Source organism: Janthinobacterium sp. GW456P (assembly GCF_002127655.1).
GTDB lineage: Bacteria > Pseudomonadota > Gammaproteobacteria > Burkholderiales > Burkholderiaceae_D > Janthinobacterium.
The window spans coordinates 36,718-55,671 of sequence record NZ_NEHB01000035.1; the positions used below are offsets into that span (position 1 = coordinate 36,718).

The window sequence follows — 18,954 nt, forward strand, 5'->3', positions numbered from 1 at the left end:
CGCATCGTCAACCGATCGCCAGGGCAGGCAATATGCTGCCTTGGCGTAATAATTCTTCGAAGGCGGGCGCGGCCAGGGGGCGGCTGAACAGATAGCCCTGCATCTGGTCGCAGCCATGCTGGCACAGGAAGGCCAGCTGCTGCGGCGTTTCCACGCCTTCGGCGATCACTTTCAGGCGCAGGCTGTGTGCCAGCGCGATGATCGCTTGCACGATGGCCGCGTCGTCGTCGCTGTGCGTGAGGTCGCTGACGAAGGACTTGTCGATTTTTAACACATCGATGGGGAAGCGGCGCAAATGCGCCAGGCTGGAATAGCCGGTGCCGAAGTCGTCGATCGACAGCTGCAAGCCCAGTGCCTTGAGCTTGCCCATGGTGGCGATCGCCTGTTCCACATCCTGCATCATCATGCTTTCCGTCAATTCCAGCTCGAGGAAACGCGCCTCCAGGCCCGTTACGGCCAATATTTCCCGCACCGATTGCAGCAAGCCGCTTTGCCGGAATTGCCGCGCAGACAAATTGACGGCCAGGCGCAAACCGCCCAGTCCCTCCCGTTGCCAGGCCCTCGCTTGCGCGCACGCCGTCTGCAATACCCAGGCGCCGATGGGCACGATCAAGCCCATCTCCTCGGCCAGGTGGATGAAGTCGCCGGGCGCGACGGCGCCCAGGGTGGGATGCTGCCAGCGCAGCAGCGCTTCCATGCCGACGATCTTGCCGCTGCCGAGCTCCACCTGCGGCTGGTACATGAGGTGGAACTGGCCACGCTCGAGCGCATGGCGCAATTCGCTTTCCAGGTTCAGCCGCGCCAGCATGCTGGCGTTCATGGCCGGCGCGTAGCTTTGCCAGTGGTTGCGGCCCTGTTCCTTGGCGCGGTACATGGCGATGTCGGCATGCTTGATCAGGGTTTCAGCGCTGTCGCCATCGGCGGGATAGCTGGCCACGCCCATGCTGCACGTGAGAAAGAATTCATGGCCGCCCACCAGCAGCGGCTGCGCCACGGCGTCCAGCACGCGCTGCAGGATCAGCTGACCCGGGTCGCTGTTGGCGTGTTGCGGCAGCAGCAGGACGAATTCGTCGCCGCCCAGGCGCGCCACCGTATCGACTTCGCGCGTGGCGGCGCGCAGGCGGTCGGCGATCAGTTTCAGCAGGATGTCGCCCGCGTCGTGGCCCAGAGTGTCGTTGACAAATTTAAACCGGTCGAGGTCGATGAACACCACCCACAGGGGCAGGGTGCTGCGGCGCGCCACGGCCATCGCCTGTTCCAGCCGCTCGCGCAGTAATAAACGGTTGGCCAGGCCCGTGAGGATATCGTGGCGCGACTGGAATTCCAGTTCCTGCTCGAAGCGCATGACGGTGCTGATGTCGTATTGCGCCACCACGAAGTGGCTGACGCGACCATCGCCATCGTCGCGCACGGGCGCGACGAACAGCTCGCTCCAATAGGTGCTGCCATCCTTGCGGCAATTGCGCACGATGGCCTTGCCTTCGCGCTGTTCGCGCAGCGCGGCCGTAATCTCATGCATGTCCTGGCGCCCCTGCTCCGGCCCCTGCAAGTCTGCCAGGCGCTGACCGATGACGTCGCCGACGGCATAGCCGGTGATGCGCTCGAACGCGGGATTGACGTATTCGATCAGGTAACCGGGTGCGTCGGCGCTGCACAGGATGATGGCATTGGCCGACACTTCGATGATGCGTTCGCGCAGCCGCAGCGACTGTTCATTGCGCATGCGCGCCGCGATATCCTCGGACAGGCGCAAATTGGCAAACTGCAGCGCCGCCGTGCGTTCGCCCGTGATGCGGGCAATCACGCAATTGCGCGACACCAGCTGGTACACATAGGCGGCAGCCAGCAGGCTCGACAGCAATCCACCGAGCAGCACATAGAGGGAACCGCGATGGCTGGCATCCAGGCTCATGCCTTTGGCCGGCAACAGGGCAGCGCCCAGCGTGTGCCCGCTGGCGTGGTACTGCAGCAGCAGCCGGGTGCTTTCCCCTTCGATCTGGCGTGCCGAGGCGTAGCACAGGGCCGTCAGGCCCAGGCCGACCGCCAGGGTGAGCAGGGCCGAGGTGGAGACGGAGATGGAAATGCGCTTGAAGAATGATTGCATGATGAGTCCCGTGGCAGCGCCGGTGCCGATCCATGATCAGGCAGGCCGGGCAGTGACTGACTGTAGGGCGGCAGGCGCCGCAGGGTCCGTTCGCTACCGAACGGACAAGGATGCCCGCAAGAAATATAGTCGGGCACTGTTGCGGCACTGTGTTACGCTGCAGCACATGGCGGCCCTCGTTCGGACGCCTTTCATCCCCCCCCCTAGCTGACGACTGGAAAACAGGAAAACTGCCCATGTCGAGTCCGCATGCCCAGCTGCACAACCCGAATCAGAACCATTTGCTCGCTGCCTTGCTCGACGCCGATTTCGCGCGCCTGGCTCCCCATCTGGAGCAAGTTTCCATGCTGCTGGGCGACGTGATCTACGACTCGGGCGACAAGCTGCAGCATGTGTACTTCCCTACCACGGCCATCGTTTCCATCCATTACCTGCTGGAAAACGGTGGCTCGTCCGAGATCGCCGGCGTCGGCAACGAGGGCGTCGTCGGCGTGTCGCTGTTCATGGGCGGCAACTCGACGCCGAGCCGCGCCGTCGTGCAGACGGGTGGCGTCGGCTACCGCCTGAAGGCCCACCTGCTGATGGAAGAATTCGACCGCGCCGGCCCCGTCATGCGATTGCTGCTGCGCTATACGCAAGCGCTGATCACGCAAATGTCGCAGACGGCCGTGTGCAACCGCCACCATACGGTGGAGCAACAATTGTGCCGCTGGCTGCTGCTGACCATGGACCGCCTGCCGAACCGCGAACTGACCATGACGCAGGAACTCATCGCCAACATGCTGGGCGTGCGCCGCGAAGGCGTGACGGAAGCGGCGGGGCGCCTGCAAGCGCGCGGCCTCATCAGCTACCGGCGCGGCCATATCACCGTGCAGGACCGTGCCGGCCTCGAAGGCCAGGCGTGCGAATGCTATGGCGTGGTCAAAAAGGAATTCGCGCGCCTGCTGTCGGATGTGCGCCAGCGCCAAGGTTCCTGAATACCGCATTTCCCTCTTACCGTTGTCACAGTCCGGGCTACCCATGCATGCAGTTGAAAATAATCCTGGCCGCGCACCGTCGCGCTGGCCCTTGGCGCTGGCGTTTGCGTTCAGCGCCATCGTGCTTTTGACCATCGGCCTGCTGGCCTGGCGCCCGCCGCTTGAAACGGCCATATTGATCGATGCGCTGGTATTGCTCCTGCTCTTGCTGCTCGTGGCGCTGTACCGGCGCATGGTGGCGGCCAGCCTGCCGCGCCAGCTGCTCAAGGCGGGCGCCTTGCAGGATGCGATTTTCAACAGCGCCAATTTTTCGTGCATCGCCACCGATGCGCAGGGCGTGATCCAGATTTTCAATGTGGGCGCCGAACGCATGCTCGGCTATGCAGCGGGCGACGTGGTCGACAAGCTGACGCCGGCGAGTATTTCCGACGCACAGGAAATCATCGCGCGCGCGGCTGCCCTCAGCGCCGAGCTCGATACCGTCATCACGCCGGGCGTGGAAGCGCTCGTGTTCAAGGCCACGCGCGGCATCGAAGACATCTATGAGCTGACCCACATTCGCAAGGATGGCAGCCGCTTCCCCGCCATCGTCTCGGTGACGGCCTTGCGCGATGCGCAGAGCAAGGTCATCGGTTACTTGCTGATTGGCACGGACAACACGGCGCGCAAGCAGGTCGAGGCGGAACAGGCACTGCTGGACCAGCGCCTGCGGGAACAGCAGGCGTACACGCGCTCGCTGGTCGAGAGCAATAATGCGGAGCTGACGAAGGCGCGCCAGGTAGCGGAAAAGGCCAACCGCGCCAAGTCCGAATTCCTGTCGAGCATGAGCCATGAATTGCGCACGCCGCTGAATGCCGTGCTGGGTTTCGCCCAGCTGATGGCGTCGGACGTGCCGCCGCCGAGCCCGCCGCAGCAGCGCTCGATCGAGCAAATCCTCAAGGGCGGCTGGTATCTGTTACGCCTGATTAACGAGATTCTCGACCTGGCCATGATCGAATCGGGCAAGGTCACCCTGTCGCAGGAAGCGATGTCGCTGCTCGACGTGCTGCAGGATTGCCAGGCCATGATCGCCCCGCAGGCGGAAAAGCGCGGCATCCGCATGCATTTCCCCCGCTGCGGCCAGGCTTTCTATGTGCATGCGGACCGCACGCGCGTGAAACAGGTGATGATCAACCTGCTGTCGAACGCCATCAAGTACAACCAAGGCGGCGGCGCCGTCACCGTCGAATGCAGCCGGCATGGCGAGCGCGTGCGCGTGAGCGTGCGCGACAGCGGCGCCGGCCTCGACGCGGCCCAGGTGGCGCAGCTGTTCCAGCCCTTCAACCGCCTGGGACAGGAAAACAGCACGGAAGAGGGCACGGGCATCGGCCTGGTCGTCACCAAGCAGCTGGTCGAATTGATGGGCGGCACCATCGGCGTCGACAGCGCCGTCGGCGTGGGCACCACGTTCTGGTTCGAGCTGGCCGCCAGCAGCGCGCCGGAACTGGTGCTGGGCGACGGCGACGCGCTGCCGCAGGTGCAGGAGCCGCAGGAAAGCCTGCGCACCTTGCTGTACGTGGAAGACAATCCCGCCAACCTGGCGCTGGTCGAACAATTGATCGCCCGCCGCAGCGACTTGAAACTGCTGACGGCCATCGATGCGCATCTGGGCATCGACCTGGCGCGCACCTATCAGCCCGACGTGATCCTGATGGATATCAACCTGCCCGGCATCAGCGGCTATGGCGCGCTGCATATCCTGCATGATGATCCCCTCACCAGCCACATTCCGGTCATGGCCCTGTCGGCCAACGCCGTGCCGCGCGACATCGAAAAAGGCTTGCAAGCGGGCTTCTTCCGCTATCTGACCAAGCCGATCAAGGTCGTCGAATTCATGGATGCGCTCGACGTGGCCCTGCACCATGCGGCCGCGCACGGCCTGGCCGACGACATTCACGCAATACGCTAATTCAGCACTCAATTTTAGGAATACCGCCATGCTTCAAGCCACCGAGATCCTGAACGCCAGCATCCTCATCGTCGATGACCAGGAGGCCAACGTCATGCTGCTGGAACAGGTGCTGCGCAATGCCGGCTATACGCGCATCACGTCCACCATGAACCCGCTGGCCGTGCACGGGCTGCACCGGCAGCACCGCTACGACCTGATCCTGCTCGACTTGCAGATGCCGGAAATGGATGGCTTCGAGGTGATGCAAGGCTTGCGCGACCTCGAAGCGGGCAGCTATCTGCCCGTGCTGGTGATCACGGCCCAGCCCGGCCACAAGCTGCGCGCCCTGCAAGCGGGCGCCAAGGATTTCGTCAGCAAGCCCTTCGACCTAGTGGAAGTGAAAACGCGCATCCACAACATGCTGGAAGTGCGCCTGCTGTACCAGAAGCTGGCCGAATACAACCGGTCGCTGGAACAGATGGTGGAAGAGCGCACGGCGCAGCTGCGCGAAAGCGAAGCGCGCTTCCAGCGCTTCACGGAACTGTCGTCCGATTGGTACTGGGAACAGGATGCGCAGGGGAATTTGACGCGCTTTTCCGGCCCCGTGGCCGAGATGCTGGGCATCGGCAGCGAGGAAGAGCCGCAGCGCTGGAACGCCACCGAGCGCGCCTTGCTCGATGCAAAAATCGCCGCGCGCGAACCGTTCCTCGATTTCATCTACAGCCGCGCCAACCTCGACGGTAGCACACAGTATCTGCAGGTCAGCGGCGAACCGATGTTCGACCATGGCAGCCGCTTCATCGGCTACCGCGGCATCGGCCTCGATGTCACGCAGCGCCATCGGAGTACCTGATTTATACTTGGCGCTATCCACCTCCACAAGGAAAGCATCATGGCTGACAAATCTCCCTCCTACTGGTTTCCCGCCAAGACCTATGGCTGGGGCTGGGGCTTGCCCATCACCTGGCAGGGCTGGCTGGTGTTCCTGGCCGCGCTGGCGCTGTTCGCCTGCGGCGCCTTCCTGTTCCCGCCGCAAACCATGCTGGTCGGCTACATCGTCTATGAAGTGGCCATCGTTGCCGTGCTCATTTTTATCTGCAAGCTGAAGGGTGAACCGACCAGCTGGCGCTGGGGCAACAAAAAATAGGACAGAGGCGCAAACGCGACACCTGCAAGAAATCATCTGGCCACGCGGCGCGAACCGCGTATAATTGGCTCGCTGCCGCAAGGCGGCAAACGCTAGGGGTCCTGCCTTTCGCTGTGGAAACACAGTGCGAGCGCGGGTGAGAAATACCCTCCGAACCTGATCTGGATAATGCCAGCGAAGGGAAGCTTTAGGATGAACGCACCCCGCCTTTCCGCGTGCGTAATTCCGAACCTCCTTAGCTGGCTCCAGGCTTAAAAATAGTCTAGCCAAGGAGCCAAAATGAACGCCAACCCGAAATTCCTCTCCGCCACCGCCACGGTCGACGAAGCCGCCATCGCGCCGCTGCCCAATTCGCGCAAGATTTACGTGCAGGGCAGCCGCCCCGATATCCGCGTACCGATGCGCGAGATCAGCCAGTCCGACACGGAAGCGTCGTTCGGTGGCGAAAAGAATCCGCCGATCTACGTCTACGATACCTCCGGCCCGTACACGGACCCGGACGTGCAGATCGACATCCGCTCGGGCCTCGATACGCCGCGCCTGCCGTGGATCATGGAGCGTGCCGATACGGAAGAATTGCCCGGCCCCACCTCCGACTACGGCATCGCACGCCTGGCGGACCCCAAGCTGGCCGAGCTGCGTTTCAATCTGCACCGCAAGCCGCGCCGCGCCATCGCCGGCAAGAACGTCACGCAAATGCATTACGCGAGGCGCGGCATCATCACGCCGGAAATGGAATTCGTCGCCATCCGCGAAAACATGCGCCGCCAGGAATATCTGCGTGAATTGAAAGCTTCCGGCCCCATGGGCGAGCGCCTGGCCGACCTGATGGGCCGCCAGCACCCGGGCCAGTCCTTCGGCGCCAGCATCCCGGCGGAAATCACGCCGGAATTCGTGCGCGAGGAAATCGCCCGCGGCCGCGCCATCATTCCCGCCAACATCAACCACCCGGAAGTCGAGCCGATGATTATCGGCCGCAATTTCCTGGTGAAAATCAATGCGAATATCGGCAATTCGGCCGTCACCTCGTCGATCGGCGAGGAAGTGGAAAAGATGACCTGGGCCATCCGCTGGGGCGGCGATAACGTGATGGACTTGTCTACCGGCAAGCACATCCACGAAACGCGCGAATGGATCGTGCGCAACAGCCCCGTGCCCATCGGCACCGTGCCGATTTACCAGGCGCTGGAAAAGGTCAACGGCAAGGCCGAAGATCTGACTTGGGAAATCTTTCGCGACACCCTGATCGAGCAGGCCGAGCAGGGCGTCGACTACTTCACCATCCACGCGGGCGTCTTGCTGCGCTACGTGCCGATGACGGCCAAGCGCCTGACGGGCATCGTCTCGCGCGGCGGCTCCATCATGGCCAAATGGTGTCTGGCGCACCACCAGGAATCGTTCCTGTACACGCATTTCGAAGAGATTTGCGAAATCATGAAGGCGTATGACGTGTCGTTCTCGCTGGGCGACGGCTTGCGCCCCGGCTCCATCTACGACGCCAACGACGAGGCGCAGCTGGGCGAACTGAAAACCCTGGGCGAGCTGACGCAGATCGCCTGGAAGCACGACGTGCAAGTGATGATCGAAGGCCCCGGCCACGTGCCGATGCAGCTGATCAAGGAAAACATGGACTTGCAGCTGGAGCAGTGCGGCGAGGCGCCGTTCTACACCCTGGGACCGTTGACCACCGACATTGCGCCCGGCTACGACCACATCACGTCCGGCATCGGCGCGGCCATGATCGGCTGGTACGGCACGGCCATGCTGTGCTACGTGACGCCGAAGGAACACCTGGGCTTGCCCAACAAGGACGATGTGAAGGACGGCATCATCACCTACAAGATTGCGGCGCATGCGGCCGACCTGGCGAAAGGCCATCCGGGCGCGCAGATCCGCGACAACGCCCTGTCGAAAGCGCGCTTCGAATTCCGCTGGGACGACCAGTTCAACATCGGCCTGGACCCGGATAAGGCGCGCGAATTCCACGATGAAACCTTGCCCAAGGATTCGGCCAAGGTGGCGCATTTCTGTTCCATGTGCGGCCCGCATTTCTGTTCGATGAAGATCACGCAGGAAGTGCGCGAATACGCGGCCGGCATGGGCATCGCGGAAGACAAGGCGCTCCAGCAGGGCATGGAAATCAAGGCCATCGAATTCATCAAGAATGGCGCCGAACTGTACCGCAAGGTCTGAAGGAGAGCGTGATGCCTGCATGGATATCGATCACGCTCAACGGCGCGCCGCACCAGGTGCCGCCGGGGCAAACCCTCGATCAACTGATCGCCGCGCTGTCGCTGGAAAACCAGGCGCTGGCGCTGGCCGTCAACCGCAACGTCGTGCCGCGCAAGGCGTGGCCAGGGCAGGTCTTGCAGGTGCAAGACCAGGTTGAAATAGTCCGCGCCATCGGCGGCGGCTGAAAACGTCCAAGCAAACCTACTGCGCGTCGCGCTTTGCGGCCTGCGATGCTCACCGTGCTCAAGCACGGTTGCGCGTCTCGGCCACAAATCATCGCCGCTCGTTACGGTTTTCTTCGGATGTTTAAATACTTAAGGAAAAGCACATGAATACCGCAACAAATAACGACCTGCTGACCATTGCAGGAAAACAGTATCAATCGCGCTTGCTGGTGGGCAGCGGCAAGTACAAGGATTTGCCGCAGACGCGCGAAGCGACGGATGCGGCCGAGGCGCAGATCATCACGGTGGCCATCCGCAGAGTGAACATTGGCCAGGATCCGAACGCGCCCAGCCTGCTCGACGTCGTGCCGCCGGACCAGTACACGATACTCCCGAACACGGCCGGCTGCTACAACGCGAAAGACGCCGTCTACACCCTGCAGCTGGCGCGCGAGCTGCTGGGCGGGCGCAATCTGGTGAAGCTGGAAGTGCTGGGCGATGAGAAGACCCTGTTTCCACACATGCCGGAAACCCTGATCGCGGCCGAAGCGCTGGTCAAGGATGGTTTTGACGTGATGGTCTACTGCAGCGACGACCCCATCCAGGCGAAGATTTTGGAAGACATCGGCTGCGTGGCCGTCATGCCGCTGGCCTCGCTGATCGGCTCGGGCATGGGTATCTTGAATCCGTGGAATTTGTCCTTGATCATCGACCAGGCGAAAGTCCCTGTGCTCGTCGATGCGGGCGTGGGCACGGCGTCGGATGCGGCCATCGCCATGGAACTGGGCTGCGATGGCGTGCTGATGAACACGGCCATTGCCGGCGCGCGCGACCCCGTGCGCATGGCGCGTGCGATGAAGCTGGCCGTGCGGGCCGGGCGCGAAGCGTTTTTGGCGGGACGCATGCCGCGTAAATTTGCCGCTTCCCCATCGTCGCCGATGGCGGGTCGGCTGGCGTGATGGCGCCAACGTTGCCGACGGTGCTGGTGTTTGCCGGCGTCGATCCGTCGGGCGGCGCCGGCATCGCCGCCGATATTGTCGCGATTGCGGCGCAGGGCGCGCATGCCTTGCCCGTGATCACGGCGCTGACGGTGCAGGACAATGACAGGGTGTTTGGCGTGCAGGCGGTGGCGCCGGAGCTGCTGCGCCGGCAGGCGCTGGCGCTGATCGACAAGATGGCGATTCACGCCGTGAAAATCGGCATCCCGGGCAGCGCCGCGAATGCGGCCGTCATCGCGCAACTGATCGCGCAAATGCGGCTGGCCGCCCCAAGCTTGCCGGTGGTGCTCGATCCCGTGCTGGCCAGCGGCCATGGCGACGTGCTCAGCCGGGATGATGCCGTGCTGGCGCTGGCTCCCTTGCTGCCGCTGACTACCGTGATCGTACCGAACGGGCCGGAAGCGCTGGCCCTCGGTGGCGAAGCAGCCTTGCGCGCGCAAGGCTGTGGCCACGTGCTGGTGACGGGCGGCCATGGCGAGGGCGAGACGGTCATCAACCGCTGGTTTGACGCCGGTGGCGGGCAGCGCGAGTGGCGCTGGCCGCGCTTGCCCGGAGAATTTCACGGCAGCGGCTGCACCCTGGCCTCCGCCATCGCGGCGCGCCTGGCGCAAGGCGTGCCGATGCAAGACGCGCTCGATGGCGCGCAAAGCTATTGCCATGCGGCCCTGGCCGGCGCGTATGCGATTGCGCCAGGTCAATTCATGCCGCAACGATTCATTCAATAAGGACAATATCATGCGTGGACTGTATCTGATTACCCCGAACTGGGACGACACCGACCGCCTGCTCGACGTGAGCGAGCAAGCCTTGCAGGAAGGCGTGGCCCTGCTGCAATACCGTCACAAGAGCGCCGAGGCGCAGCAGCGGCGCGAGCAGGCGGGCGCCTTGCTGTCCCTGGCCCGCAAGTATGGCGTGCCCTTCATCATCAACGATTTTATCGAGCTGTGCGAAGAGCTCGACGCCGATGGCGTGCACGTGGGCGGCACCGATGCGTCCGTGGCGCAGGTGCGCGCGCGCCTGGGCAAGGACAAGATCGTCGGCGCCTCCTGCTACGGCGACATGGCCCTGGCACGAACGGCCGAGGCCGGCGGCGCCAGCTATGTGGCCTTCGGCGGCTTTTATCCGTCGCTGGTGAAGAAGTATCCGGTCACGACGCCCCTCGATATCGTGCTGCAGGCGAAACGCGAGATCGCTTTGCCCTGCGTGGTGATCGGCGGCATGACGCCGGAGAACGCCGCGCCGCTGGCCGCGCGCGGCGCCGACATGGTGGCGGCCATTACTAGCGTCTACCAGGCGGACGATGTGGATATTGCGGTGCAGCAATTCAATCAATTATTCGCGGCGTGAGCGTGGACATGCGGGGCTGATTTGGGGCAATAATCGGCATATAATAAGAACATCATTCATTACCGAGGTTCCCCACCCATGAGTCAGCCAGCTGCCGCGAAACGCCTTATCCTGATCGTTGACGATGACCAGCTCCTGTTGGAATTCCTCGGCGAAGTCCTGCGCCATGCCGGCTACGAGACGGCCCTGGCCCATTCGGCCGAAGTGGCGCTGCAGCTGATCGCCCAGCGCGAACCGGATCTGGCCTTGCTCGACATCCACATGCCGGGTATGTCCGGCCTGGAACTGGCCAAGCGCCTGCATGGCGAGACGGGCGTGCCGTTCATGTTCCTGTCCGGCAGCGGCGACAGCGAATCGGGCAAGCAGGCGGCCGCCTACGGCGCCGTCGGCTACGTGGTGAAACCCGTCGACGAAGGCCGTTTGATGCCTGCGTTCGAAGCGGGCCTGGCCCGTGCCGATGAAATCCGCCAGCTGCGTCGTACTGAGCTGAACCTGAACGCGGCGCTGGCCGCCGGCCGTGAAACGAGCCTGGCCGTGGGTTTGCTGATGGGCAAGTTCCAGACGGACCGCAACACGGCCTTCGAAGTGCTGCGCGATCACGCCCGTTCCAGCCGCCGCAAGATCAATGAAATCGCCAGCCAGCTGCTGCTGGCCGAAGAAACCCTGAACGGCTTGCACGGCGCTTTCCTCAACAGGGCAAAGACCAAGTAAGTCCCTTGCGCCGGTGTGGCACGCCGGTGCGTGCCTTGCTATGATGTGGCGATACGGCGCGCTGGCGCGCCAGGTTCAACCATAGACAGGACACACATGAAAACCAAAGCAGCGATTGCATGGAAGGCGGGCGCGCCGTTGACCATCGAGGAAGTCGACCTGGCCGGCCCGCGTGAGGGCGAGGTCTTGGTCGAGATCAAGGCGACCGGCATTTGCCATACCGATTACTACACCCTGTCCGGCGCCGATCCGGAAGGCATCTTCCCGTCCATCCTCGGCCATGAAGGTGCCGGCGTCGTCGTCGACGTGGGCCCGGGCGTGAAAAGCCTGAAAAAGGATGACCACGTCATCCCGCTGTACACGCCGGAATGCCGCCAGTGCAAATTCTGCCTGTCGCAAAAAACGAACCTTTGCCAGTCGATCCGCTCGACGCAGGGCCGCGGCCTGATGCCGGACGCCACCTCGCGCTTTTCCATCGACGGCAAGCCCATCTTCCACTACATGGGCACGTCCACCTTCTCGAACTACATCGTCGTGCCGGAAATCGCCCTGGCGAAGATCCGCGAAGACGCGCCCTTCGATAAAGTCTGCTACATCGGCTGCGGCGTGACGACGGGCGTGGGCGCCGTGCTGTTCACGGCCAAGGTCGAGGCGGGCGCAAATGTCGTGGTATTCGGCCTGGGCGGCATCGGCCTGAACGTGATCCAGGCGGCGAAGATGGTCGGCGCCGATAAAATCATCGGCGTCGACATCAACCCGGCGCGCCAGGCCATCGCGCGCAAGTTCGGCATGACGCATTTTGTCAACGCCAACGAAGTGGAAAACGTTGTTGACACCATCGTGCAGCTGACGGACGGCGGCGCCGACTACAGTTTTGAATGCATCGGCAACACCACCACCATGCGCCAGTCGCTCGAGTGCTGCCACAAGGGGTGGGGCCAGTCCATCATCATCGGCGTAGCGGCGGCCGGCCAGGAAATTTCCACGCGTCCATTCCAGCTGGTGACGGGGCGCGTATGGAAGGGTTCCGCCTTTGGCGGCGCGCGCGGTCGCACGGATGTGCCGAAGATCGTCGACTGGTACATGGAAGGCAAGCTCAATATCGACGATTTGATCACGCACCGCTTGAAACTGGAAGATATCAACCAGGGTTTCGACTTGATGAAGAGCGGCGAATCGATCCGCTCCGTCGTGCTGTACTGATTAACATACGCCGTACCACGGCGTTTTTGCGGAGGCTGCGGCCTCCGTTTTTTTTTGCCCGCTTGCCATCCATCGCGCAAGCTTGCCGTCCAGGCAAGCATTTGTGCCGCCTGTCGCAGCGCCCTGGAGGCCAGGTCCGGTTGCCGCTACAGTCAACGCTCCACTACTTTTGCGATGAGGCAGCCATGTCCACTTCCCACCGTTTGATCCTCAGCCTGGCCGGTATCCTGCTCAGCGGCAGCGCGCTGGCCGTGCAGCCGCCGCAGCCGCCCGCGCCACCGGCCCCGCCCGCGCCGCCCAGCAAGCAAATCAATATTTCCATGGGCAGCGGCGATGGCTATGCCCTCGTCGACAGTAGCGAGGATAGCGTCACCATGGCCGGCACCGATGTCGACGGCCAGCAGATCAAGCAGCTGCAGCGCTCGCTCAAGGGACAGTTCCTGTGGTTCCGCGACCAGGGCAAGGGCTATGTGACGCAGGATGCCGCGCTGCTGGCCCGCGTGCGCGACGCCTGGAAGCCTTCGCAACAGCTGGGTTTGCAGATGAGCGGCCTGGGCAAGCAGATGAGCGAGCATGGCAAGGCGATGGGCGAGCTGGGCAGCAAGATGGGCGCCCATGGCGCGGCGCAGGCGAACGTCAGCGCGCGCGAGTCGGAACAACTGCGCGTACTGGGCCGCCAGCAGCAGGAACTGGGCCGCAAGATGGACGAGGTGGCGCGCCGCCAGACACAGGCGACCACGGAGACGGCGCGCCGCGCGGCCGGGCGCGAGATGGAACGCCTGCAGCAGCAGATGGAAGATGCGCAGGATGCGATGGAAGAGGTCAACGATCGCATTGCCGCCGCGCAAGAGCGCGAGGCGGACAAGGTGGATGCGCTGTCGCGCCAGATGGATCAGCGCGGCAAGCCGATGGAAACCCTGGGCAAGCAGATGGAAGCGCTGGGACGCCAGCAGGAAAAGGCCTCGAAAGCAGCCGACAAGACCACGCGCCAGGTGATCGCCCAGGCGCTCAGTGAAGGCAAGGCCAAGCCGGTGCGCTAGGACTGATGCCAGGTGGCGGCCACGGCCCGGTATTGCGCCGGCAGCTGCTGCCTGGCTTCATCCGCGCTGGCATACACCTCATCCTGCACGCCTTCCCACTGGGCATCGCAGCTGAAACGGTAGACGCGCGCCTCGTCGCCGTAGCGGCACACGGCCAGGCCGTGGATGGCGACGGGGGCGGTGCCGCCCTCACTGGCGACATGGCCGAAGGGCAGGTCGGACCAGGCCCAGGCCAGTACGCGGGCGCCGTCGAGGTGGGTGGGTGGTGTCATGGGGATACGGGCCGTTGTGTCGGGACGCCGATTGTAGCGCGCGCGCGGAAAACTGGCGCGACCGCTGGACAAATGCACAGTATTTTTAGCCATGCCGGTATAATCACGGGATGCAAAATCTTCTTCACAACCTCAATCCCGAACAATTGGCTGCCGTCACCCTGCCGGCCCAGCATGCGCTGATCCTGGCAGGCGCCGGTTCGGGCAAGACCCGCGTGCTGACCACCCGCATCGCGTGGCTGATCCAGACCCAGCAGGTATCGCCACCGGGCATCCTGGCCGTGACCTTTACGAATAAGGCTGCCAAGGAAATGCTCACGCGCCTGTCGGCCATGCTGCCGATCAATACGCGCGGCATGTGGATCGGCACCTTCCACGGCCTGTGCAACCGCTTGCTGCGCACGCACTACCGCGACGCGGCCTTGCCGCAGACGTTCCAGATTCTCGATTCGCAGGATCAGTTGTCGGTGATCAAGCGCTTGTTGAAGGCAAATAACATTGATGATGAAAAATTCCCGCCGAAGACGGTGATGTATTTCATCAACAATGCCAAGGACCAGGGCTTGCGCGCCACGGACGTGGAAGCGTACGACGCGCACGAGCGCAAAATGGTCGAGCTGTACCAGCTGTACGACGACCAGTGCCAGCGCGAAGGCGTCGTCGATTTTGCGGAATTGCTGCTGCGCACGTACGAATTGCTCAGCCGCAACCAGCCCTTGCGCGAGCATTACCAGGCGCGCTTCCGCCACATTTTGGTGGATGAGTTCCAGGATACGAACAATCTGCAATACAACTGGTTGAAATTGCTGGCCGGCCATGGCAGCCGCGATGGCGGCGCCCTGTTTGCCGTGGGCGACGATGACCAGAGCATCTATGCTTTCCGCGGCGCCAACGTGGGCAACATGAGCGCCTTCGAGCACGAGTTCCAGGTGAAGAACTTGATCAAGCTGGAGCAGAACTACCGCTCGCACGGCCACATCCTCGACAGCGCCAACGTGCTGATCGCGAACAATAGCAAGCGCCTGGGCAAGAATTTGCGCACGGACGCGGGCCATGGCGAGCAGGTGCGCGTGTACGAGGCCAGTTCCGACTTGCAGGAAGCGCAGTGGATCATCGAAGAGGCGAAAAGCCTGATCGCCGACGGCGCCTCGCGCAGCGAAATCGCCATTCTGTACCGCTCGAACGCGCAGTCGCGCGTGATCGAGCACGCGCTGTTTTCGGCCGCGATTCCCTACCACGTGTATGGCGGCCAGCGCTACTTCCAGCGCGCCGAGGTCAAGCACGCGATTGCTTATTTGCAATTGATGGACAACCCGCACAATGACTCCGCTTTCTTGCGTGTGGTCAATTTCCCCACGCGCGGCATCGGCATGCGCTCGATCGAGCAATTGCAGGGCGCGTCCGAGCAGTACGGTATTTCGCTGTACGCGGCCGTGCCGTATGTGGCAGGCAAGGCGGGCAGCGTGCTGGCCGGTTTCGTCAAGCTGATCGAAGGCGTGCGCTTTGAAACGCAGCAATTGTCCTTGCCGGAAATGGTCAGAGTGGTGCTGGAAGCGAGTACCTTGCTGCAGCATTATCAGAATGAAAAAGAAGGCGCCGACCGCATCGAGAATCTGGAGCAGATGGTCAGCGCGGCTTCCCAGTTCATTTCCGAGGAAGGTTTTGGACAGGGTGCACCGGCCCACTTGGGCCCAGCGGCCCAGGCGCAGTCGGGCGCGCCCGTCGTCAACCAGGATGGCATCGAGATACTCGACGCGGACGCGCCGCTGCCGGCCGTGATGTCGCCGCTCTCCGCATTTTTATCGCACGCGTCGCTGGAAGCGGGGGACAACCAGGCGCAGGCGGGCCAGGATGCGCTGCAGATGATGACGGTGCACTCGGCCAAGGGCCTGGAATTCGACAACGTCTTTATTACCGGCCTGGAAGAGGGCCTGTTCCCGCACGAAAGCAGCTCGAAGGAAGACAACGGCGTGGAAGAGGAACGTCGGCTGATGTACGTGGCGATCACGCGCGCGCGCAAGCGGCTCTACATGAGCTTTTCGCAGACGCGCATGCTGCACGGCCAGACGCGCTACAACATGAAGTCGCGCTTCTTCGACGAGTTGCCGGAAGAGTCCTTGAAATGGCTATCGCCGAAGGTGCAGGCTAACTGGTTCGGCAACCGCAAGTCGGCCTGGGACGAGGCACCCAAGGTGGCCAGCCTGGGATCGGACAATGCGATTGCCCAAAAGATCGCGCAAAAAGCCACGGGCGGCGGCTGGCGCATCGGCGAATCGGTGGCGCACGCCAAGTTCGGCGAAGGCGTGATCGTCAATATCGAAGGCGGCGGCGGCAATGCGCGCGCGCAGATCAACTTCGGCCAGCACGGCATGAAGGTGCTGGACCTGGGGATCGCCAAGCTGGAACGGCTGGGGCGGTGATCTGGTATGGCGCGTAGGTCGGATTAGCGGGGCAACGCCCAGCGTAATCCGACATCACCGCCAGCGCGAATTAGGGCTTATCCAGCGACACCGTCTTGCTCTCATCGGCGGGCAGGCCGAAGATCTGGCGGTAGGCGGCGTAGAACGAGCAATGCATGATGATGGTCAAGATCATCGACAGGGGCATCATCAGCTGCATCATCAGCGGCGTGCGGCCAAAGATGATGGCCAGCAACTGGCTGGTAACGACGCTGATGGCGAACCAGGTGGCGGCGAAGACGATGAAGGCCGACAGCGAACGCCAGACGGCGAAAAAGCTGAAGAACAGCGCCTTGCCCAGGCTGACTTGTTTCCAGTAGATCAGCGGCGCGGCAAAGCAGAAGGCCATGGCGGCAGGCACGTACATCGCGATGGCCAGCAGGATGCCCAGGCCCAGGCGCGATTCCGGAATGGCGGCGCGTGCCGCTTCTTCCGTCAGTTGCCCGGTGACGAGGCGCCACAGCAAGCCGTCGTCCACCAGGGTCGAGGCGCCGATGGCAACGATCGCCATCAGGATATACAGCACGCCCAGACCGAACAGGGAAGGAAACGCGGGTCTGCGGAAGCCCGAAATCAAGAGGCTGGGCAGGACGCGCTTGCCCTGGTCGATATTCAGGCAGCCTCGCACGAAGGCGACGGAAAACACGGGCACCAGGATGACGGGCAGCATTTGGCCGAGCACGGGCACGATGCTGACGGCCAGCATGCAAAACATATAGCCGAGAAACAGCATCGACATGCCGCCAGGCTGCTTGCGAAACAGGGCAAATCCCTGTTTCACCCATTGCCAGCCTGTACTTGCAGGTAATTTTTCCATGTTTAAAACAGTTCCGGAGCAGGTGTGGCGATACGTTCGCGCAGAATGCGTTCGAAATGCGTGGGATCGTGCGGGGTCAGCATTTCCGCTTCGCGCGGCTGGTAATAATCGTACAGGCGCGACAGCCAGAAACGCAGCGCCGCGGCGCGCAGCATCGGCTGCCACGCCGTTTGTTCTTCGTGCGTAAACGGGCGCACGGCCTGGTAGGCGTCGAGCAGGGCGCGCACGCGCACCGTGTCGAGCACGCCCGTGGCCAGGTCCACGCACCAGTCGTTGACGGTAACGGCCACGTCGAACAGCCAGGTGTCGCAGCCGGCAAAGTAAAAGTCGAAAAAGCCCGTCAGGCGCTCGCCGTCGAACATGACGTTGTTGCGGAACAAGTCGGCATGTACGGGACCGCGCGGGATGGCTTTGTAGGTATCGCAGGCCGCAAAGGCGTCCTGGAAATGGATTTCCGCGCGCAGCAGGTGGGCCCTGGCATCGTCGAGGTGGTGCAAGACCAGTGGCGTGGTGGCGTTCCACCAGTCCAGGCCGCGCAGATTCGGCTGCTGCAGGGGGAAGTCCTGCGCCGCCAGGTGCATCTTCGCCAGCATGGCGCCGACCGCGGCGCAATGCACGGCCTGCGGCGCCATCTGCGAGCTGCCGTCGAGTTTGCTGACAATGGCGGCCGGCTTGCCTTGCAGGGCCGTCACCAGTTCGCCATCGGCACTGGCGATCGGCGCGGGCACCAGCACGCCCCGGTCCGCCAGGTGGCGCATCAGTTGCAGATAGAACGGCAATTGCTCGAAGCTGAGGTTTTCAAAGATCGTCAGCACATACTCGCCGCGCTCCGTGCTCAGGAAGAAATTGCTGTTTTCGATGCCGGACGCGATGCCCTTGAGCGCCAGAGGTTTGCCGAGTGGAAATTGCGTGATCCACTGGCCGATATCGTCCAGGTGTAGCGCGGTAAAAACTGCCATGGGAAAGAGAGGAATGGTCTAAAAGGTCAAAAAAAGCCGGCTGCCCCCGCGCATGGCCGGGGCAGGGCAGAAGAGAGTGGCTGCTTACTTCGCTGCTGCGGGCGGTGCCGGCGCGTCCGCGGCCTCTTCATCGCGTTGTTTCTGTTTCTTCTTGCCCAAGTCGAATTCCAGCACTTTCCATTGCGGGCCGCGCAGGGCGTTGCCGTTGGCCTGGTCGGCGCCGGCGGCCGGCTTCATGTAATAAGTGCTGCCGCCCGTGGTGACCTTCACTTCGGAGGTCACGCCCGCTTCGCGTTTCTCGGTAATCTGCTGCTTGGCCGCGGCCGGCGCCACGGTGATGGGGGCTTCGCCCATTTCCTCGATACGTTCGAGCTGTGGCGGCGCGTCGCTCGGTTTGGCCGGCGTCTGGGCGCTGGCAATGGCCGAACATGCCAGCAGGGGCAGGGCGAGGAATGTCCAGAGTGTCGATGTACGCATCATGATGGGTTCGCTTCCATGTGTGGGACTGCAGCGCGTGCAGTGGGGTAATGCCGTCAATTTATCTATAAGGCATTGTAACAAACTGGTAGGCAATGCTGTTTAAATGAGCGGAAA

At 63.0% G+C, this 18,954-nt stretch carries 18 protein-coding genes and 1 riboswitch; of the genes, 13 read left to right on the top strand and 5 right to left on the bottom strand.

Annotation, left to right across the window (positions count from 1 at the left end; genetic code table 11):
- Positions 1-7: 7 nt before the first annotated feature.
- Entirely contained in the window at positions 8-2,104 is a 2,097-nt protein-coding gene (locus CBW66_RS24530; protein WP_086139787.1) for a bifunctional diguanylate cyclase/phosphodiesterase, read from the bottom strand.
- 236 nt (positions 2,105-2,340) lie between these two features.
- On the opposite strand from CBW66_RS24530, the gene CBW66_RS24535 reads away from it, so the two are divergent.
- From CBW66_RS24535 to CBW66_RS24590, 12 genes are all read left to right on the top strand, one after another.
- On the top strand, positions 2,341-3,081 hold the full coding sequence (locus CBW66_RS24535; protein ID WP_086139788.1) for a Crp/Fnr family transcriptional regulator: 741 nt from the start codon (positions 2,341-2,343) through the stop codon (positions 3,079-3,081).
- Between the two features lie 43 nt (positions 3,082-3,124).
- Positions 3,125-5,029: an ATP-binding protein gene (locus tag CBW66_RS24540; RefSeq protein WP_086139789.1), complete on the top strand. Its 1,905-nt coding sequence runs from the start codon at positions 3,125-3,127 to the stop codon at positions 5,027-5,029.
- A gap of 28 nt (positions 5,030-5,057) precedes the next feature.
- Positions 5,058-5,864, top strand: a complete 807-nt coding sequence (locus tag CBW66_RS24545; protein WP_086139790.1) for a response regulator — start codon at positions 5,058-5,060, stop codon at positions 5,862-5,864.
- A gap of 39 nt (positions 5,865-5,903) precedes the next feature.
- On the top strand, positions 5,904-6,158 hold the full coding sequence (locus tag CBW66_RS24550) for a hypothetical protein (RefSeq protein ID WP_086139791.1): 255 nt from the start codon (positions 5,904-5,906) through the stop codon (positions 6,156-6,158).
- 84 nt (positions 6,159-6,242) lie between these two features.
- A riboswitch (TPP riboswitch) is annotated at positions 6,243-6,358 on the top strand.
- 79 nt (positions 6,359-6,437) lie between these two features.
- Complete coding sequence (gene thiC, locus CBW66_RS24555) at positions 6,438-8,351, top strand: phosphomethylpyrimidine synthase ThiC (RefSeq protein WP_086139792.1); 1,914 nt, start codon at positions 6,438-6,440, stop codon at positions 8,349-8,351.
- An 11-nt stretch (positions 8,352-8,362) separates the two neighbouring features.
- Complete coding sequence (gene thiS / locus CBW66_RS24560) at positions 8,363-8,575, top strand: sulfur carrier protein ThiS (RefSeq protein WP_086139793.1); 213 nt, start codon at positions 8,363-8,365, stop codon at positions 8,573-8,575.
- Positions 8,576-8,718: 143 nt separating this feature from the next.
- Positions 8,719-9,513: a thiazole synthase gene (locus tag CBW66_RS24565; RefSeq protein WP_086139794.1), complete on the top strand. Its 795-nt coding sequence runs from the start codon at positions 8,719-8,721 to the stop codon at positions 9,511-9,513.
- The gene (locus CBW66_RS24570) at positions 9,513-10,277 is read left to right on the top strand and encodes a hydroxymethylpyrimidine/phosphomethylpyrimidine kinase (protein ID WP_086139795.1); all 765 of its coding nucleotides are present in this window, start codon (positions 9,513-9,515) and stop codon (positions 10,275-10,277) included. Before CBW66_RS24565 ends, CBW66_RS24570 begins: the two co-directional genes overlap by 1 nt.
- A gap of 10 nt (positions 10,278-10,287) precedes the next feature.
- The gene (thiE, locus tag CBW66_RS24575; RefSeq protein ID WP_086139796.1) at positions 10,288-10,899 is read left to right on the top strand and encodes a thiamine phosphate synthase; all 612 of its coding nucleotides are present in this window, start codon (positions 10,288-10,290) and stop codon (positions 10,897-10,899) included.
- 78 nt (positions 10,900-10,977) lie between these two features.
- A complete protein-coding gene (locus CBW66_RS24580) occupies positions 10,978-11,610 on the top strand; it encodes an ANTAR domain-containing response regulator (protein ID WP_086139797.1) in 633 nt (210 codons plus the stop codon).
- Between the two features lie 96 nt (positions 11,611-11,706).
- Positions 11,707-12,813, top strand: coding sequence for an S-(hydroxymethyl)glutathione dehydrogenase/class III alcohol dehydrogenase (locus CBW66_RS24585; protein ID WP_086139798.1), 1,107 nt, complete (start codon positions 11,707-11,709; stop codon positions 12,811-12,813).
- A 185-nt stretch (positions 12,814-12,998) separates the two neighbouring features.
- On the top strand, positions 12,999-13,853 hold the full coding sequence (locus CBW66_RS24590; protein WP_139841735.1) for a hypothetical protein: 855 nt from the start codon (positions 12,999-13,001) through the stop codon (positions 13,851-13,853).
- Here the strand turns inward: CBW66_RS24590 and CBW66_RS24595 are convergent.
- Complete coding sequence (locus CBW66_RS24595; RefSeq protein WP_086139818.1) at positions 13,850-14,125, bottom strand: hypothetical protein; 276 nt, start codon at positions 14,123-14,125, stop codon at positions 13,850-13,852. The genes CBW66_RS24590 and CBW66_RS24595 overlap by 4 nt on opposite strands.
- Positions 14,126-14,235: 110 nt before the next feature.
- On the opposite strand from CBW66_RS24595, the gene CBW66_RS24600 reads away from it, so the two are divergent.
- Positions 14,236-16,545 (top strand): UvrD-helicase domain-containing protein, encoded by a 2,310-nt coding sequence (locus CBW66_RS24600; RefSeq protein ID WP_086139800.1) that lies wholly within the window; start codon positions 14,236-14,238, stop codon positions 16,543-16,545.
- Between the two features lie 70 nt (positions 16,546-16,615).
- On the opposite strand, the gene CBW66_RS24605 is transcribed toward CBW66_RS24600, so the two are convergent.
- The 3 genes from CBW66_RS24605 to CBW66_RS24615 all read right to left on the bottom strand — a co-directional run bounded on the left by CBW66_RS24605 (position 16,616) and on the right by CBW66_RS24615 (position 18,840).
- Entirely contained in the window at positions 16,616-17,401 is a 786-nt protein-coding gene (locus tag CBW66_RS24605) for a BPSS1780 family membrane protein (protein WP_086139801.1), read from the bottom strand.
- A gap of 2 nt (positions 17,402-17,403) precedes the next feature.
- Positions 17,404-18,360, bottom strand: a complete 957-nt coding sequence (locus tag CBW66_RS24610; RefSeq protein ID WP_086139802.1) for a homoserine kinase — start codon at positions 18,358-18,360, stop codon at positions 17,404-17,406.
- An 84-nt stretch (positions 18,361-18,444) separates the two neighbouring features.
- Positions 18,445-18,840, bottom strand: a complete 396-nt coding sequence (locus CBW66_RS24615) for a hypothetical protein (RefSeq protein WP_086139803.1) — start codon at positions 18,838-18,840, stop codon at positions 18,445-18,447.
- Between the last annotated feature and the right edge of the window lie 114 nt (positions 18,841-18,954).

What these genes read in the sequence shown, in the direction of transcription:
- CBW66_RS24530 (WP_086139787.1), bottom strand. Translation starts at nt 2,104, where the DNA reads ATGCAATCATTCTTCAAGCGCATTTCCATCTCCGTCTCCACCTCGGCC.
- CBW66_RS24605 (WP_086139801.1), bottom strand. Translation starts at nt 17,401, where the DNA reads ATGGAAAAATTACCTGCAAGTACAGGCTGGCAATGGGTGAAACAGGGA.
- CBW66_RS24600 (WP_086139800.1), top strand. Translation starts at nt 14,236, where the DNA reads ATGCAAAATCTTCTTCACAACCTCAATCCCGAACAATTGGCTGCCGTC.
- CBW66_RS24590 (WP_139841735.1), top strand. Translation starts at nt 12,999, where the DNA reads ATGTCCACTTCCCACCGTTTGATCCTCAGCCTGGCCGGTATCCTGCTC.
- CBW66_RS24540 (WP_086139789.1), top strand. Translation starts at nt 3,125, where the DNA reads ATGCATGCAGTTGAAAATAATCCTGGCCGCGCACCGTCGCGCTGGCCC.
- thiC (WP_086139792.1), top strand. Translation starts at nt 6,438, where the DNA reads ATGAACGCCAACCCGAAATTCCTCTCCGCCACCGCCACGGTCGACGAA.
- CBW66_RS24565 (WP_086139794.1), top strand. Translation starts at nt 8,719, where the DNA reads ATGAATACCGCAACAAATAACGACCTGCTGACCATTGCAGGAAAACAG.
- CBW66_RS24615 (WP_086139803.1), bottom strand. Translation starts at nt 18,840, where the DNA reads ATGATGCGTACATCGACACTCTGGACATTCCTCGCCCTGCCCCTGCTG.
- CBW66_RS24545 (WP_086139790.1), top strand. Translation starts at nt 5,058, where the DNA reads ATGCTTCAAGCCACCGAGATCCTGAACGCCAGCATCCTCATCGTCGAT.
- CBW66_RS24580 (WP_086139797.1), top strand. Translation starts at nt 10,978, where the DNA reads ATGAGTCAGCCAGCTGCCGCGAAACGCCTTATCCTGATCGTTGACGAT.
- CBW66_RS24535 (WP_086139788.1), top strand. Translation starts at nt 2,341, where the DNA reads ATGTCGAGTCCGCATGCCCAGCTGCACAACCCGAATCAGAACCATTTG.
- thiE (WP_086139796.1), top strand. Translation starts at nt 10,288, where the DNA reads ATGCGTGGACTGTATCTGATTACCCCGAACTGGGACGACACCGACCGC.
- CBW66_RS24570 (WP_086139795.1), top strand. Translation starts at nt 9,513, where the DNA reads ATGGCGCCAACGTTGCCGACGGTGCTGGTGTTTGCCGGCGTCGATCCG.
- CBW66_RS24610 (WP_086139802.1), bottom strand. Translation starts at nt 18,360, where the DNA reads ATGGCAGTTTTTACCGCGCTACACCTGGACGATATCGGCCAGTGGATC.
- CBW66_RS24550 (WP_086139791.1), top strand. Translation starts at nt 5,904, where the DNA reads ATGGCTGACAAATCTCCCTCCTACTGGTTTCCCGCCAAGACCTATGGC.
- CBW66_RS24595 (WP_086139818.1), bottom strand. Translation starts at nt 14,125, where the DNA reads ATGACACCACCCACCCACCTCGACGGCGCCCGCGTACTGGCCTGGGCC.
- CBW66_RS24585 (WP_086139798.1), top strand. Translation starts at nt 11,707, where the DNA reads ATGAAAACCAAAGCAGCGATTGCATGGAAGGCGGGCGCGCCGTTGACC.
- thiS (WP_086139793.1), top strand. Translation starts at nt 8,363, where the DNA reads ATGCCTGCATGGATATCGATCACGCTCAACGGCGCGCCGCACCAGGTG.